Origin of the sequence: Actinophytocola xinjiangensis, assembly GCF_001921215.1 — a bacterium.
GTDB classification, from domain to species: domain Bacteria; phylum Actinomycetota; class Actinomycetes; order Mycobacteriales; family Pseudonocardiaceae; genus Actinophytocola; species Actinophytocola xinjiangensis.
In genome coordinates this window covers 59,352-75,627 of record NZ_MSIF01000011.1, presented here as the reverse complement: position 1 = coordinate 75,627, position 16,276 = coordinate 59,352, and the positions used below count along the sequence as shown (strand labels likewise).

The 16,276-nt window shown below is 72.5% G+C and carries 13 protein-coding genes; 5 read left to right on the top strand and 8 right to left on the bottom strand.

Annotated elements, in window-relative coordinates; genetic code table 11:
- Positions 1–8: 8 nt before the first annotated feature.
- The 3 genes from serS to lipA all read right to left on the bottom strand — a co-directional run bounded on the left by serS (position 9) and on the right by lipA (position 3,374).
- On the bottom strand, positions 9–1,289 hold the full coding sequence (gene serS, locus BLA60_RS22090; protein ID WP_075134864.1) for a serine--tRNA ligase: 1,281 nt from the start codon (positions 1,287–1,289) through the stop codon (positions 9–11).
- Positions 1,290–1,579: 290 nt separating this feature from the next.
- Complete coding sequence (locus BLA60_RS22080) at positions 1,580–2,260, bottom strand: DedA family protein (RefSeq protein ID WP_075134862.1); 681 nt, start codon at positions 2,258–2,260, stop codon at positions 1,580–1,582.
- Between the two features lie 109 nt (positions 2,261–2,369).
- Positions 2,370–3,374 (bottom strand): lipoyl synthase, encoded by a 1,005-nt coding sequence (lipA, locus tag BLA60_RS22075; RefSeq protein ID WP_075134861.1) that lies wholly within the window; start codon positions 3,372–3,374, stop codon positions 2,370–2,372.
- A 141-nt stretch (positions 3,375–3,515) separates the two neighbouring features.
- Between lipA and BLA60_RS22070 the strand changes: the two genes are divergently transcribed.
- The 3 genes from BLA60_RS22070 to BLA60_RS22055 all read left to right on the top strand — a co-directional run bounded on the left by BLA60_RS22070 (position 3,516) and on the right by BLA60_RS22055 (position 7,692).
- Complete coding sequence (locus tag BLA60_RS22070; protein ID WP_245812089.1) at positions 3,516–6,167, top strand: M14 family zinc carboxypeptidase; 2,652 nt, start codon at positions 3,516–3,518, stop codon at positions 6,165–6,167.
- A 234-nt stretch (positions 6,168–6,401) separates the two neighbouring features.
- Positions 6,402–6,995 carry a TetR/AcrR family transcriptional regulator gene (locus tag BLA60_RS22060; protein WP_075134859.1) on the top strand — a complete coding sequence of 198 codons (594 nt, stop codon included), beginning with the start codon at positions 6,402–6,404 and terminating at the stop codon, positions 6,993–6,995.
- Between the two features lie 31 nt (positions 6,996–7,026).
- Positions 7,027–7,692, top strand: coding sequence for a peptidylprolyl isomerase (locus BLA60_RS22055; protein WP_075135022.1), 666 nt, complete (start codon positions 7,027–7,029; stop codon positions 7,690–7,692).
- A gap of 32 nt (positions 7,693–7,724) precedes the next feature.
- Here the strand turns inward: BLA60_RS22055 and lipB are convergent, their stop codons facing one another.
- Genes lipB through lpdA form a run of 4 tightly spaced genes read right to left on the bottom strand, consistent with a single transcriptional unit; the run spans position 7,725 to position 12,144 of the window.
- The gene (lipB, locus tag BLA60_RS22050; RefSeq protein ID WP_075135021.1) at positions 7,725–8,465 is read right to left on the bottom strand and encodes a lipoyl(octanoyl) transferase LipB; all 741 of its coding nucleotides are present in this window, start codon (positions 8,463–8,465) and stop codon (positions 7,725–7,727) included.
- A 53-nt stretch (positions 8,466–8,518) separates the two neighbouring features.
- Positions 8,519–9,406: a TIGR01777 family oxidoreductase gene (locus BLA60_RS22045; RefSeq protein WP_075134858.1), complete on the bottom strand. Its 888-nt coding sequence runs from the start codon at positions 9,404–9,406 to the stop codon at positions 8,519–8,521.
- Between the two features lie 2 nt (positions 9,407–9,408).
- A complete protein-coding gene (sucB, locus tag BLA60_RS22040; RefSeq protein WP_075134857.1) occupies positions 9,409–10,743 on the bottom strand; it encodes a 2-oxoglutarate dehydrogenase, E2 component, dihydrolipoamide succinyltransferase in 1,335 nt (444 codons plus the stop codon).
- Positions 10,744–10,773: 30 nt separating this feature from the next.
- On the bottom strand, positions 10,774–12,144 hold the full coding sequence (gene lpdA, locus BLA60_RS22035) for a dihydrolipoyl dehydrogenase (RefSeq protein WP_075134856.1): 1,371 nt from the start codon (positions 12,142–12,144) through the stop codon (positions 10,774–10,776).
- A gap of 152 nt (positions 12,145–12,296) precedes the next feature.
- Between lpdA and BLA60_RS22030 the strand changes: the two genes are divergently transcribed.
- Both BLA60_RS22030 and BLA60_RS22025 read left to right on the top strand, forming a co-directional pair.
- A complete protein-coding gene (locus BLA60_RS22030) occupies positions 12,297–12,626 on the top strand; it encodes an oxidoreductase (protein ID WP_075134855.1) in 330 nt (109 codons plus the stop codon).
- 87 nt (positions 12,627–12,713) lie between these two features.
- Positions 12,714–14,747: an Hsp70 family protein gene (locus BLA60_RS22025; RefSeq protein WP_075134854.1), complete on the top strand. Its 2,034-nt coding sequence runs from the start codon at positions 12,714–12,716 to the stop codon at positions 14,745–14,747.
- 16 nt (positions 14,748–14,763) lie between these two features.
- Here BLA60_RS22025 and BLA60_RS22020 read toward each other — a convergent pair whose 3' ends face one another.
- Positions 14,764–16,251, bottom strand: coding sequence for a leucyl aminopeptidase (locus tag BLA60_RS22020; RefSeq protein WP_075134853.1), 1,488 nt, complete (start codon positions 16,249–16,251; stop codon positions 14,764–14,766).
- Positions 16,252–16,276 lie beyond the last annotated feature (25 nt).

The window sequence follows — 16,276 nt, the reverse complement described above, 5'->3', positions numbered from 1 at the left end:
ACCGTGAGTCAGCGGCGGCGGTTGGCCTCCAGGGTTGCCTTGCCCAGGTACGGGTGCAGGACCTCCGGCAGCACGACCGTGCCGTCGGGGCGCTGGCCGTGTTCGATCAGCGCGGCCCACAGCCGGGGCGTGGCGACGGCCGAGCCGTTGAGCGTGCACACCGGCGCGGTCCGGCCGGCCTCCGGGCGGTAGCGGATGTTGCTGCGCCGCGCCTGGAAGTCGGTGAAGCTGCCGACCGAGGACACCTCCAGCCACTTGTCCACGCCCGGCGAGTAGACCTCCAGGTCGTGGATCCTGGCCGAGGAGAACGTCAGGTCACCGGTGCACAGGTCGACCACGCGGTAGGGAAGTTCCAGTGCCCGCAACGACTTCTCCGCGTTGGCCAGCAGCACCTCGAACTGCTCGTCGAGCTGCTCGGGCAGGCACAGGTGCACCAGCTCGACCTTCTGGAACTCGTGCAGCCGCTGCATGCCCCGGGTGTCCTTGCCCGCGCTGCCGGCCTCCCGGCGGAAGCACGCGGTGCAGGTCATGTACTTGAGCGGCAGGTCGGCGCTGTCCAACACCTCGTCGCGGTGCAGGGCGGTGAGCGGGACCTCGCCGGTCGGGATGGCCCACAGGTTGTCCAGGGTCGTGTTGTAGGCGTCATCCTTGAACTTGGGCAGGTGACCGGTGCCGATCATGGTGTCCTCGCGGACGAAGTGCGGGACGAACAGCTCCTCGTACTCGTCGCGGTGCAGGTCCAGGCCGAACTGGGTGAGCGCGCGCAGCAGGCGGGCGCCGTCGCCGCGCAGCAGCGAGAAGCCCGAGCCGCTGAGCTTGGCGGCGCGCTCGGGGTCGAAGATGTTCAGCTCGGTGGCGATCTCCCAGTGCGGGCGGGCCCCCGGGTTCGGCACGGCCTCCCCGCCCCGGTAGCCGAGGATCACGTTCGCGTCCTCGTCCGTGCCGACCGGCGCGTGCGGCGAGGGCAGGTTCGGCAGGCCGAGCATCAGCTCCCGCTCGTGGGCCTCGGCCTCGCGGGTCGCGCTCTCCCGCTCGGTGAGCCGGACCTTCAGCTCGGCCAGCTCGGCGCGGACCTTCTTCCCGGCCTCCGGGTCCGTGCTCATCAGCCGCCCGACCTCCTTGGACCGGCGGTTCATCTCCGCGCGCAGGTCGTCGAGCTCCTTGCGCGCCGCGCGGCGCGCCAGGACGGCGTCGCGGGCGGCGAACACCACGGACTCGTCGGTGCCCTTGGTGGCCAGGCGCTTGGCAACGTCGTCGGTGTCGTCCAGGAGGACAGTCAGATCAAGCACGGTACTTCCATTCTTGGTGGTGCGAGAGCGAGCAGGTGCCGACCGTGGCGGCGAGGCTTCAGGAGCCGCTCGACATCGCGGAGGACGCGCGACTGGTGGCCGGGCCGCCAGTCGCGGGGGCCGAGGGCGCGTGGACGGTCCCGCTCACGGCGCGCACGGCGGCCGGAGACTGGTTCTGTTCGTCCATGTGCCGCATCGTGCCCTTCCCGGCCGAATCGCACTGGTAATGCCCGGCAGCATAGCCGGAGGGTGCCCTGACTCGATCGGTTGACCCGGCCCTTCGGCAGGTGCTAGTTCGCCGGTTCCAGCTCGGGGTCGTCCGGGGACTCCGCGGGCGCGGGCTGCTCGGCGACCTGCTTGGCCTTGCGGCGCTTGCGCACGGTGATCGTGATCACCAGAGCGACCGCGAGCCCGCCGACGACGATCAGGCCACCGGTACTGATCATGCCCTCGATCCGCTTCGCGGCCTCGCCGAGCGCGGCGCCGATGGCGATGTGGGTGGCCGACCAGAGCATCGCGCCGGCCACCACCGCCGGCAGGAACTTGCGGTAGGCCAGGCCGGACGTGCCGGCCGCGGCCGGGGTCAGGGTGCGGACCACCGGCAGGAATCTGGCGAAGAACACCGCCCAGGCGCCTCGCCGGCGCAGGATGTCGGTGGCCTTGTCCCAGCCCTCGGTGCCGTACTTCTGGATGATCTTGGTCTCGCGCAGCTGTGGACCGAACCGCCGGCCGATGTAGTAGCCGATCGAGTCACCCAGCCCGGCACAGACCGTCACCACCGCCCACAGCACGAGGAACCGGGACACCGAGTCGCCGACCGTGGTCGCCGCGATGAGCAGGCCGCCCTCACCGGGAGCGATGAAGCCCAGACCGATCGTGCATTCGGCGAAGACCAGTGCCCCCGTCGCGCCGACCAGCGCCGGCTGCGGCAGCGCCTGCAACCAGTCCAGTACGTCAGCCAACAACGCCACGGGTGACTCCCCTCGATCACGACCCCGGTCCTGGTGCAGTCTGGCAGTTGGACCAACCGTGACACATCAGGGTTCCCCCCGACGTCCACCCAGGAGTTGATTCTCCCGGCTACCGGCGACTGAGGACCGAGGTGATCTCCTGGCTGGCCGGGCCGGCCTCGGCGAGGTGGCGCAGCGCCTCCGGGACCTGCTCGCCCCGGTGGGCGATCGCCTGGGCGTAGAGGCGGCCGGCGCGGTAGGACGAGCGCACCAGCGGCCCGGCCATCACCCCGGCGAACCCGATCCGCTCGGCGGTCTCCTTGTGCTCCAGGAACTCCTCGGGCTTGGCCCAGCGGTCGACCGGGTGGTGGCGCAGCGAGGGCCGCAGGTACTGGGTGATCGTGATGATGTCGCAGCCCGCCTCGTGCAGGTCGCCCAGCGCCTCGGTGACCTCCTCGGCGGTCTCGCCCATGCCCAGGATCAGGTTCGACTTGGTGACCAGGCCGAACTCGCGGGCCCGGGTGATCACCTCCAGCGAGCGCTCGTAGCGGAACGCCGGCCGGATGCTCTTGAAGATCCTCGGCACGGTCTCCAGGTTGTGCGCCAGCACCTCCGGTCGCGAGCCGAACACCTCGGCGAGCTGGTCGGGGTCGGCGTTGAAGTCGGGGATCAGCAGCTCGACGCCGGTGCCGGGGTTGAGCGTGTGGATCTGGCGCACGGTCTCGGCGTAGAGCCACGCGCCGCCGTCGTCGAGGTCGTCGCGGGCGACGCCGGTGACCGTCGCGTACCGCAGGCCCATCGCCTGGACCGACTCGGCGACCTTGCGGGGCTCCTCCCGGTCGAGCGCGGCCGGGCGGCCGGTGTCGATCTGGCAGAAGTCGCAGCGGCGGGTGCACTGCTCGCCGCCGATGAGGAAGGTGGCCTCGCGGTCCTCCCAACACTCGTAGATGTTGGGGCAGCCCGCCTCCTCACAGACGGTGTGCAGGCCCTCCCGCCGGACCAGACCCTTCAGCTCCCGGTACTCCGGGCCCATCTTCGCGCGGGTCTTGATCCACGACGGCTTCTTCTCGATCGGGGTCTGGCTGTTGCGTACCTCGAGACGCAGCAGCTTTCGTCCCTCCGGAGCAATGGTCACGTGGTCAGGTTACGCCGCTCTTGACGGGCTTCGGCACTCCCGCTAGGCAGCACGTGCCCCGCGAGGACTGGAGGGAAACCCGTGCTCAGAACCCCCCGACGACATCTCCGGCGTGCCGTGTTGGCCGCCGGGGTGGTAGCTGTGACCGTACTCACCGGCCTGACCCCGGCGGTGGCGGCGCCCCAGGGGCCCCGCGTGCCCCGGGAGGAGCCGGCCAACGGCCCCGACCGCAACGAGGTCGCCGCGCTCGACCGGCCGTCGACGGCCCGCACCGCCGCCCCGGCCGGCGAGAACCAGGCCGGGCCCCGGCAGGGCTACCCGCGCCGCACGACCCTGCGCGTCTACCCCGACGACCCCACCGACAAGTCGATCAAGCTCGGCCTCACCCCGTACGACGAGATCGCGCCGAGGCTCAACGCCCTGCAGCGGGCAAGCGACCGGGTGTCGGTCGAGGTGGTCGGCCAGTCCGGCCTTGGCCGCGACCTCTACCAGGTCACCCTGACCGCGCCGGAGAGCGCCGCGCAGACCCGCCGCCAGCACGCCTGGCGGGAGCTGATCGAGAACGACCCGGTGCGCGCGGGCCGCGACCGGCAGCTGGAGCGCGGGTACAAGGCGCCGGTGTGGATCAACAACAACATCCACGGCAACGAGTGGGAGGGCACCGACGCGGCGTTACGCCAGATCGAGCACCTGGCGACCTCGCGCGACCCCGGGGTACGGCGGCTGCTGGAGCGGCACCGGGTGTACTTCAACGTCACCGCCAACCCCGACGGCCGGGTGGCCGGCACCCGGGCCAACGCCAACGGCTTCGACATGAACCGCGACTTCGTCACCAACTCGCAGCCGGAGAACCGGGCGATGCGCGACATGATCATCGACACCCAGCCGGTGATGATGCTCGACGAGCACGGCTACGTCGACGGGACGCTGATCGAGCCGACCACCCCGCCGCACGGCCAGAACTACGACTTCGACCTCTACATCCAGCACGGCCTGGCCAACGGCCTGGGGATGGAGCGGGCCGTCCAGGCGTTGGGATACCCCGAGGCCCAGGACGTCGTGGTGCCCTTCCGCGACCTGCCGCCCGGTGAGTGGGACGGCTGGCCGCCGATCTTCACCGCCCAGTACGCGATGTACCACGGGGCGGTGTCCTACACCGTGGAGATCCCGCTGCGGGTCAACAACGCCGCCTACGACCAGGAGCCGGTCGAGGAGCTGCGCCGGCGCTCGGCGATCAACACCGACGTGTCCGAGGCGTCGATGACCGCGACCCTGGAGTACGTGGCGCGCCACCGCGAGGACCTGGTGGACAACCAGATCGAGATCTTCCGCCGTGGCCAGGCCGGGGAGCCGCTGCGTGAGCTGCCGGACGACTTCGTCCCCGGTTTCGGTCCCGAGGACCGCTACACCACCGAGTTCCCCCGGGCGTACGTGATCCCGGCGGGGGAGTCCCAGCGTTCGGCCGTGGCGGCCGCGCGCCTGGTGGACCTGCTGGTGTCCCACGACGTGCGGGTGCGCACGGCGGTGCGCGCGTTCACCCTGGCCGGGCGTTCGTACCCGGCCGGTTCCTACGTCGTGGACCTGCACCAGCCCAAGCGCGGCCTGGCCAACGCCATGCTGGAGACCGGCCGCGACCTGTCCGGCGACGTCCCGGTGATGTACGACATCGCCGGCTGGAGCCACCGCCTGCTGTGGGGCGCCACGGTCGACATCGTCCGCGACGGTGACTTACGGGTGCCCAGTACCCCGGTCGCCGTCGCCGCGCCGACCGGTGGCGTCGACGCCGCTCCCGGCGCCGACCTGGCCGTGACGATCCGCGACGGCAAGGACGCCAACGCCGTCAACGACCTCCTCGGCCAGGGCCACGCGTTGCGCCGCCTCGCCGACGGCACGATCGTCGTCCCCGCCTCGGCCCGCCCGGCCGCCGGCCGGGCCGCCGACCGCCACGGCGTCCGGTTCACCCAGGCGCCGGCCGGCGCGGCCGGCACCCCGCTGACCCGCGTGACGGTGGCGGCGGCCGTCGGCCCCGACGAGCTGTTCGTGCTGCGGGACATGGGCTTCGACGTCCGCCCGGTCTCCACGGCGGTCCTCAACTCCGGCTTCGATCTGTCCGATGTGGACGTCCTGGTGGTCTCCTCCGGCCTGCGTTACGACCAGCTCGAGCCCCCGGCCCGAGCCGGGGTCGACGCCCTGTTGGCCCGGGGCGGCGTCCTCACCCGGGGCGGCACGGGTTCCCGCTTCAACACCGACGCCGGTCTGCTGCCGGTCACGCCGGTTCCCGGCCGTTCCGACGCCAACGGCATCGTCTCGGTCACCGACGGCACCACGTCCACGACGTCGTTCGTCTACTCGCCCCAGTGGTTCACCGCCCTGGGCGAGGGTGTCACGGTCGAACAGCGCTACGCCGAGGGCAACCCGTTGGTCGCCGGCCACTGGATCCCCACCGGCGAGGGCACCGGCGGCCCCCAGGACGCGGCCGGCCAACCGGCGGTCGTGTCCGGCACGGCACCGGCCGGCGCCCGGGTCATGATGTTCGGGACGGAGCCGATGTCCGCGCCCATCCGAAGGGCCTGTTCGAGCAGGTCGCCAACGCCGTCTACTGGAGTGCGACGCGCTGATCGGCGCGTCGGGCCCTGTGTCGTCGTCGGGCATCCCGCTCAGGCCAGAGCGGGATGCCCGACGTGGGCGTCCAGCAACCGCCGCAACCCGGGGTTGGCCTCGGCGGCCGACTCCCAGGCCTCGCGCAGGTCCCCGCCGGTGTGCACGGCCATCTCCATCCGCCCGGCCAGCTGAAGGGACCACCGGTACCGCAACGCCAGCAGAACCTCCCCCTCGTCGGCGAACCCCTCGGGCACGAACATCCGCCCGCTCGCCACGACCCGATCCAGAGCGTCCTGCCGCTGGTAGTGCTCCGTCCACCCCATGACAACCCCCTGATATACCGTCAGTCTTCGACATACCATCGGTATGTCCAACATACCACCGGTATGTGGACCGGATCTGTCGTACGGTGTGAGCGTGGTGACAATGAGGTCAAGACGGGTCGACTACACCGAGTCCACCCGACACGCGCTGGTCGAGTCGGCCCTGGAGCTGTTCACCAAACGCGGCTACGCCGGCACCTCGCTCGACGCGATCGTCAAGCGGGCGCGGGTCACGAAAGGCGCGCTGTACCACCATTTCAGCGGTAAGCAGGCCCTGTTCGAAGCGGCCTTCGACCTCGTCGAGACCACCGCCATGGACCGGCTCACCTCGATCATGGACGGCGACGGCACCGCCTGGGAACGCGCCATGGCCGGCATCCAGGCCTACGTCCGGGTCTGCCTCGAACCCTCCTACCAGCGCATCGTCATCCACGAGGCCCCGGTCGTGATGGGCTGGGAACGCTGGCGCGAGGCCGAGGAACACCGCAGCTACGGCCTGGTCCGCGCCGCCGTCGAGGCACTGGTCGCCGCCGAGGAGATCGAGCCGCTGCCCGTCGAGGTGACCGCGCGGATCCTGTTCGGCGCCCTGCACGCCGGCGCCGAGACCATCGCCAGCGCCACCGACCCCAAGGCGACCGCCGCCGACGTCTCCCGAACCGTCGTCGCCGTCATGAACGGGATGCGGCGCGGGGGTTGACGGACGGCCACCCGCCGATAGCGTGCCGTTCATGAACCCTGCTCGTGTCGTCGCCGTCCTGACCGTCCTGCTCACCGCGTTGGGGCTGGCACCAGCCACCGCCACCGCCGACCCGGCCCCCGCCGGGGGCGACCGGCCGGCCGTGCGCTGCGAGTTCATCCCCACCCCGGACAAGCCGGCCGCCAAGCCGGTCACCGCGCCCAGCCCCCGGGCCGCCGCGCGCGGCACCGTCACGGCGGTCCTGGCCACCAACTACGGGCCGGTGGTCGCCGAACTGGACCGGAGCAACGCGCCCTGCGCGGTGCACAACTTCGCCCACCTCGCGCGCAACCTGTTCTACAACCAGACCCAGTGCTGGCGGCTGACCAACAGCGCGCGGCTGGGCGTGCTGCAGTGCGGCGACATCGTCGAGGTCGAGGTCGGCGGCCCCGGCTACCGGTTCGCCGACGAGGTGACCGGCCAGGAGACCTACCCGCGCGGCACCATCGCCATGGGCAACCAGGGCCCGGACACCAACGGGAGCCAGTTCTTCTTCGTCCACTCGCACGCCAACATCGCGCCGGCGTACACCGTGCTCGGCCGCGTCGTGTACGGCATGGACACCCTCGACCGGATCGTCGCCGCCGGCATCAAGGACGGGGCCCAGGACGGGCTGCCGGCCAAGCCGGTGCGCATCCACCTCGCGGTGGCCTGGTAAGGCCCGGGGCCGCGCGACCCCGGGCGGTGACGTCAGGGTTGCGGCGCCAGCTCGAAGTCCACGCCGGGGCTGGTCGGGGTCCAGCGCGGCAGCCACCGGTCGACCACCGGCAGCGAACCGTCCAGGGCGGCCGGCACGTGCCGCTGCGCCAGCGGCCGGACCTCCTCGACGGTGACCTGCCGGCCCAGCTCCAGCGACAGCGACGTCACCCCGGCGTCGCGGATGCCGCACGGGACGATGTGGTCGAACGCGGCCAGGTCGGCGTCACAGTTGATCTCGAAGCCGTGCATGGTCACCCCGCCCTGCACGCGGATGCCGATGGCGGCGATCTTGCGTTCCGGCCGCTGGTCGTCGGCCGCGCGCCACACCCCGCTGCGGCCCTCGACCCGACCGGTCGCCAGACCCAGGTCGTCACACACCGCGATCAGCGCCTGCTCCAGCCGCCGCACGAACGCGACGACGTCCACCGGGTCGGCCAGCTTGACGATCGGGTAGCCGACCAGCTGACCCGGACCATGCCAGGTGATCTTGCCGCCGCGGTCGACGTCGACGACCGGCGTGCCGTCGTCGGGACGCTCGTCGGGCTCGGTGCGCTTGCCGGCCGTGTACACCGACGGGTGCTCCAGCAGCAGCAGCGTGTCCGGGGCGTCGTCGGACGCCGCCCGCTCGCGGGCCAGCTCACGTTGCAGGTCCCACGCCTGCTGGTAGTCGATCGTGCCGAGATCACGGAGGTGCATGGCGGCGCTGGACGCGCGGCAGGAACGTTGAGCCACGGTTCCCGACCCTACGCCGTTCGGCGCGCCGGCGACGTCCACCCGGACCGGACTCACCCGCGCAGCGCCGCCCGCAGCCCGTCCTCCAGCCGGGGGTTGCCGAACACGAAACCGTTGTCGGTCAACGCCTTCGGCACGGTCCGCTGGCTGTAGAGGATCTCGCCGCCGTCCTCGCCGATCGCCAGTCGCAGCGCCGGCCCCGGCACGAACCACGGTGCCGGCCGGCCCAGCGCCCGACCCAGCGCCCGGGTGAACTCCAGGTTCGTCACCGGGTGCGGCGAGCAGGAGTTGACCGGGCCGGCGAGGCCGTCCTCGGTCAGCGCGAAGCGGATCGCCGCGACGTGGTCGGCCAGCGTGATCCACGGCATGTACTGGCGGCCGTCGCCCAGCCGCCCGCCCAGCGCCAGCCAGAACAGCGGCCGCAGCAGGCCGAGCAGCCCGCCCCGCCCGGACAGCACGTGCCCGGTGCGCAGCCGCACCACCCGCGTGCCGGCCTCGGTGGCGCGGCGGGTGGCGTCCTCCCAGTCGGTGCACAGGCCGGCGAGGAACCCCAGGCCGGCCTCGGCCGACTCGTCGAGGACCCGGTCGCCGCCGTCACCGTAGTAGCCCACCGCCGAGGCGTTGACCAGCACCGGGACGCCGTGCTCGGCGACCGAGGCGGCCAGCACCTCGGTCGGCTCCACCCGGCTGTTGAGCAACACCTGCTTGCGGGCGTGGCTCCAGCGACGCCCCGCGATCGGGGCGCCGCACAGGTTCACCACGGCGTCCGCGCCGCTCAGCACGTCGCCGTCGACCCGGCCGGCCGGCGGGTCCCAGGTCCGCTCGTCCGGCGCCCGCGCGGGGCGCCGGACCAGCCTGGTGACCTCGTGGCCGGCCGAGTTCAGCGCGTCGACCAGTGCCGACCCGACGAGGCCGGAGGAGCCGGCGACCACGACGCGCATCGTTACAGGCCCAGGTCGCCCTCGAAGTTGCCTTCCTGGAGGCGGTTCTTGATCGTGGAGAGGAACCGCCCGGCGTCGGCCCCGTCCACCAGGCGGTGGTCGTAGGTCAGCGCGAGGTAGGCCATGGACCGCACGGCGATCGTGTCGTTGCCGTCGGCGTCGGTGATCACGACCGGGCGCTTGACGACCAGCCCGATCCCCAGGATGCCGACCTGCGGCTGCGGGATGATCGGCGTGTCGAACAGCGCGCCCTGGCTGCCGAGGTTGGTCAGCGTGAACGTGGCGCCGAACAGCTCGTCCGGGGCGACCTTGTTGGCCCTGGTCCGGTCGGCCAGGTCGGCGATCTTGTGCGCGAGCCCGGCGACGCTGAGGTCACCGGCGCTGTGGATCGCCGGGGACAGCAGACCACGGTCGGTGTCCACCGCGATGCCGAGGTGCTCGGCGGCGTGGTAGGTCACCTCCTTGGTCTCGTCGTTGATCGACGCGTTCAGCTTCGGGTGGACCTTGAGCGCCTCGACCGTCGCCTTGGCGAAGAACGGCAGGAACGTGAGCTTGACGCCCTCGCGCTGCTCGAAGGTCGCCTTGGCCCGCGACCGCAGCTTCGCGATCCTGGTCACGTCGACCTCGACGACCTGGGTGAGCTGCGCGGCCGTCTGCAGCGACTCGACCATCCGCCGGGACACCGTCTGGCGCAGCCGGCTCATCTTCTCGGTCTTGCCGCGCAGGTCGGCCTGCGGTGCCGGGGCCGCCGCCGGGGCGGTCCTTGGCGCGGCCGGCGCGGGGGCGGGGGCCGGTGCCTTGGCGGCCTCGGCCGCGGCCAGCACGTCCTGCTTGCGGATCCGCCCGCCGACACCGGAACCCGTGACGGTCGACAGGTCGACGCCGTGCTCGGCGGCGAGCTTGCGCACCAGCGGCGTCACGTACGGGGCGTCACCGCTCGCGGCGGCTGGCCTGGGGGCCTCCTGCTTCGGCGGGGGCGTCGGCGCGGGAGCAGGCGCGGGCGCGGGCGCGGCGGCCGGCGGCGGGGTGGGCGCGGGCGCCGGGGGAGGCGTGGGTGCCGGGGCCGGCTCGGGCGCGGGGGCCGGCGCGGCGGCCGGGGCACCGGAGCCCACGACGGCGAGCTGGCCGCCGACCTCGACGGTCTCGTCCTCACCGGCGGTGATCTCCAGCACGGTACCGGCGACCGGCGACGGGATCTCGGTGTCGACCTTGTCGGTCGAGACCTCCAGCAACGGCTCGTCGACCTCGACGGTGTCGCCGACCTGCTTGAGCCACCGGGTGACGGTGCCCTCGGTGACACTTTCGCCGAGCGCCGGCATCTGGACGGAGAACGCCATGATCTTCGCTGACTCCTTGTACTCGTGGCTTCAGCCGTGCACGTGCAGTGGCTTGCCGGCCAGGGCGAGGAAGGCCTCGCCGAGCGCCTCGGTCTGGGTGGGGTGGGCATGGATGAGCGGCGCCACGTCCTCGGGGTACGCCTCCCAGTTGTAGATCAGCTGCGCCTCGCCGACAAGCTCGCCGACCCGGTCGCCGACCATCGTCACACCGACCACGGGACCGTCGGGCGCCTTCACCAGCTTCACGCCGCCCGAGGTCTTGAGGATCTGGCTCTTTCCGTTGCCGCTCAACGCGTAGGTGTAGGTCTCGGCGCCGCCGAAACGCTCCTTGGCCTGCGCCTCGGTCAGCCCGACGGACGCGACCTCCGGCTTGCAGTAGGTGACCCGGGGGATACCGGCCTCGTCGATCGGCTTCGGGTCGAGGCCCGCGATCAGCTCGGCGACGAGGATGCCCTGCTGGAAGCCGCGGTGCGCCAGCTGCAGGCCGGGCACGATGTCACCGACGGCGTACACGTGGTCGAGATTGGTGCGCTGCCGCTCGTCGGTGAGCACGAAACCGCGCTCCATCGCGATACCGGCCTCCTCGAACCCGTGGCCGGCGCTGTTGGGGCCGCGGCCGACCGCCACCAACAGAGTCTCCGCCTCGATCGTCTCGCCGGACTCCAGCGACACGGTGACGTTGGACTCGGTCTGGGTGGCGCCGGTGAACCGCACCCCCGTCTTGTACTTGATCCCGCGCTTGCGGAACGCGCGCTCCAGCTGCTTGGACGCCCACTCGTCCTCCAGCGGCACCAGCCTCGGCAGCGCCTCGACGATCGTCACGTCCGCGCCGAAGGACCGCCACACGCTGGCGAGCTCCACGCCGATGACCCCGCCGCCGAGCACGACGACGCTGGCCGGGATGTGGTCCAGGTTCACCGCCTGGTCGCTGGTGATGATCCGGCCGCCGATGTCCAGGCCGGGCAGGGTGCGGGCGTAGGAGCCGGTGGCGAGCACCACGTCGGTGCCGGTGTAGCGCTGGCCGTCGACCTCGACGGCGTTGGGCGCCACGAACGTGCCCTGGCCGGACACGACGGTGACCTTGTTGGCCTTGGCCAGACCCTGCAGGCCCTTGAACAGGCCGCCGACCACACCGTCCTTGTAGGAGTTGACCCCCGCGATGTCCACGCCCTCCAGCGAGGACTTCACCCCGAACTGGTCGCCCTCGCGGGCCAGGTCCGCGACCTCGGCGGCGTGCAGCAGCGCCTTGGTCGGGATGCAGCCCCGGTGCAGGCAGGTGCCGCCGAGCTTGTCCTTCTCGACCAGGATCACCGACTTGCCCAGGCCGGCCGCGCGGAACGCGCACGCGTAGCCACCAGAGCCGCCGCCCAGGATCACGAGGTCAGCGGAGGTATCAGTCACGGGGTCTCCTTGACATGCTTGGCGCTTCGGCGCGCGGTGCCTCCGGTCTTGACACCGCCACCACACATCATCTTGTCACTTCGTGCGAGACGCTTGCGAAGTGGCCGGACAGGCACAATAGGGACACGACTTTCTGCTACGGAGGAGCCGCCGTGGGCGTTTTCGACTCGCTGCGCAAGAAGCGAAAGAGCGGATCGGGTCAGGTCCGGACAGCAAGCAAGCAGGACACGACACACCTCGACGAGTGGGCGTCGAGCCGGCGGGGGGTCGAGGCGTTCGTCGAGCCGAGGACCCACGTCACCGAGACGACCGTGCTGCTGGTGGCCCACGACGGGGAGTGGACGCGGCGGCGGATCTCGAGCGCGGACGCCGCCTTCGAGTTCGCCAAGAAGCGGTCGATGCCGATCTACGAGGTGGAGCGGGTTGGCTACCCCAAGCGGATGAGGGAGTATCAGGCCCGCCAGAAGCGCGAGCGTGGTTGAGGCAGCCGTTCGGACATCGGCCTGAACCGTCGCGTCCCACCTCGCCGTATGCAAGGGTGATCCGGCTTCCGGACGAAAGGGTGGGCCGTGACTGGAGTCACCGTCGTCGTCGACTTCGGCAGTGCTCACACGGTGGTGGTGGCGCGGCCACCGGACCGCCTGGTGACCGTGTCGCCGTCGGTCGTGCTGCTGAGCAAGGACGACCAGCTCGTCGCCGGGCACCAGGCGAGTCGCCTGGCCACCGACGACCCGTCGCGGCTGCTGACGCGCCTGCGTACCCGGCTCGACGAGCGTGAGGTCCTGGTCGGCGACATCGTGCTGCCGGTGTCCGGCCTGGTCAGGGCCGTGCTGGCGCGCGCGGTCGCCGACCTGGACGACCCGGTGGCCGACCTGGTCCTCACCCACCCGCACGGCTGGCCGGCGGAGCGGGTCGCGGTCCTGACCCGGGCGGCCGCCGGCCTGGCCGAGCGGGTCACGACCGTCGCCGCGCCGGTGGCCGCCGCGGCCGGCGCCGACCCCGAGCCCGGCGCGTCGGTGCTGGTGCTGGACTTCGGCGCGACGTCCTGCGAGGCGGCCGTGGTGCGCCGCGACCGGTCGGGCCACACGGGCTACACGGTCGCCGCCCACGGCGCGCTGCCGCTGGGCGGCGACGACCTCGACGACCGGGTGTTCGACCACCTCGGCGGTGACGTGGACGCGCGGGTACGCAAGGAACAGGTCGTCGACACCGGCTCGGCGCCGGGCCTCACCATGGCCGACCTCGAACGGCTGCTCGCCGCCGACGTCGCGCGGGTGGTGGAGCTGGTGGTCCGGGTGGCCGGCGAGGCGCCGCCCGACCGGGTGCTGCTGGTCGGTGGCTCCAGCCGGGTGCCGATGGTCGGGCGCCGGATCGCCGAGGCGCTGTCGAGACCGGTGCGGCTGGCCGCCGATCCCGAGCAGGCCGTGGCCTGGGGCGCGCTGCGCCTGGCCAACGCGCCTGTCTCCCAGCCAGGTGTTTCCACCCCCGCCGTTTCCCCTGTCTCGCACGAGGACACCGCGCCCGAGCCGCTGCGGCCGTGGCGCCGGCGGTTCGTCGTCGCCGCCGCGCTGGCGGTGTTCGCGCTGGTCGCCGCGGCCGTCGCGGTCGTCGGTGTCGGACCGGGTCAGCTGGTCGCCGGCTTACCCGGGCCGGCCCAGCTCGACGCCGCCCCCGCCGGGGAGGCCGAGCCGCGGCTGCCGCCGGAGGTCGTCGGCAGCGAACTCGTGAGCGCCGGCCAGACCCGGTTCGCCGCCGGCCGGATGGGCACGCCGGTGCGCCTGCCACAACCCTCGGGCACGACGCTGGAGCTGACGCTGACCGGCGTCCAGGCCCAGCGCGAGGTCGCCCCGCCGTTCGCGCAGGCCCCGCTGGGCTACCGCTGGGTGACGGCGTTCGTGCGCGGCGTCCACGTCGAGGGCCCCGACTGGCGGATGCGACTCGACGGGATCGTCTCCGCCCTCGACGACCGGGGCCAGTGGATCCACCCGCTGGAGGGCGCGGTCGTGCCGTGCGCGGAGGGCGCCGGGCCGGTGCCGGGGACCGTCCGCGCCGGCGAGTCCTTCGAGGCCTGCGCCCTGCTGCCGGTGCCGGAGGCGACCCCGGTCACGTCCGTGGTGTTCGGCGAACCCTCCGGCCCGTCACCGGTCCGCTTCCCGGTGTCGGTCCCGGCCGCCGCCACCACACCGGCCCCGGCGCGCGCCGTGGGCCGCCTCGGCGAACCGGCGGTCAAGGTGAACGTCGGCGCCCTGCCCGTGCGGGCCGGCTTCCACCTCGTGCTCACCCCGTCCGGCTACCTCGGCGAACGCCGCCCGGCGCCGGGCAACCGGTACGTCGTCGTCCGCGCCCAGCTGCCGGCGATGAGTACCGCCGAACACGTCTACCTGCGTGATGACCGGGGCGTGCTGACCCACCCGCTGTCCGGGTTCGACTCGATGCCCAAGTGCCCGCCCTTCGGCAGCCTGGGCAACCCCGGCACGATGGTCTACGCCTGTTTCGTCTACGAACTCGACGCCGACACCCCGGTCGCCGGGGTCACCCTCGGCGCGCCGTTGGAAGGCTCCGGCCGCGACCTGGAGGCCTGGCCGACCTGGACGGCGCGCTGAGCGGACCCGCTCGGGCTCAGCCGTTCTCGGCGATGTCGGCCAGCACGGCGGCGAGGGTGCGGACCGGGACACCGGTGCCGCCCTTGCCGGTGTAGCCCCACGGGGCGCCGGAGTTGAAGCCGGGGCCGGCGATGTCCAGATGTGCCCACGGCAGGTCGGCCGGCACGAACTCCTTGAGGAACAGGCCGGCGGCGAGCATGCCGCCCCAGCGGTGGCCGGTCACGTTGGACATGTCGGCCAGGCGGGAGTCGAGGTCGCGGCGCAGCTCCTCGGGCAGCGGCATCGCCCAGCCGCCCTCGCCGGTGGCGCGGGCGATCGCGGCGACCCGGTCGCGGAACTCGTCGGTGCCCATGATGCCGGCGGTGCGCCTGCCGAGCGCGACGAGCTGCGCGCCGGTGAGCGTGGCGGTGTCGAGCAGGTAGTCGGGCTCGTCCTCGCACGCGCGCACGATCGCGTCGGCCAGGATGAGCCGGCCCTCGGCGTCGGTGTTGAGCACCTCGACGGTCTTGCCGCCGTACATGGTGAGCACGTCACCGGGGCGGTAGGCCGCGCCGGAGGGCATGTTCTCGGCCATCGGCACGGTGGCGACGATCTCCAGCGGGTACTTCAGCTTCGCGGCCAGGATCGTGGTGGCGATGACGGCGGCGGCGCCGGCCATGTCCGAGGACATCTCGTCCATGTTGGCCGCCGGCTTGATCGAGATCCCGCCGGTGTCGAAGGTGATGCCCTTGCCGACGAGCGCGATCTTCTTGCGGGCCTTGGGGCCCCGGTAGGACAGCCGGACCACCCGGGGCGGGCGCGACGAGCCGAGGCCGACGCCGAGCACGCCGCCGTAGCCGGCCTTGCGCAGCGCCTTCTCGTCGAGCACCGAGACCTCCAGGCCGGCGGCGCGGCCCAGCTCGGCGGCCCGGTCGGCGAACGAGGCCGGGTAGAGGTCGTTGGGCGGGGTGTTCACGAAGTCGCGGGCGGTGTTGACGGCCTCGGCGATCGCGGTCGCGGCCTTGAGGGTGGCGCGGTGCTCGCGGGTGGTGCCGGTGGCCGGGGTGGCGAGGTCCAGCTTGGCCAGCGGGCCGTCGCCGGTCTCGGAGCGGTAGACGTCGAACCGGTAGGTGCCCAGGACGGTGCCCTCGACGGCCGCCTGAAGGTCCATAGTGGACAGTGTGCTGAGTGCGCGGCGGGTGCCGGCGAGCGCGCGGGCGGCGGCGCCGGAGGCGCGGCGCACCTGCTCGGCGTTCGGCTCGCCCGGGCCGAGCCCGGCGGCGACGACGATGGTGGCGGCCAGCCGGCCGCCGATGGCCGGGACCTTGACGATCTCGTCGGCCTTGCCGGTGGCGCCGAGGCTGCGCAGGACGTCGACCAGTGGGGTGTCGAAGGCGGCGGCGACGCGTTCGCTGCCGGGGGCGAGGGCGAGGGTGTCACCCTCGGTGATGGTGCCGATGATGACGGCGTCAACGGTGGCTTCGTCTGCCGCGGTGGCGGTCAGGGACAGCTTGGGCGCGGTCAACGAAATACTCCCGTCGGTTGATGTG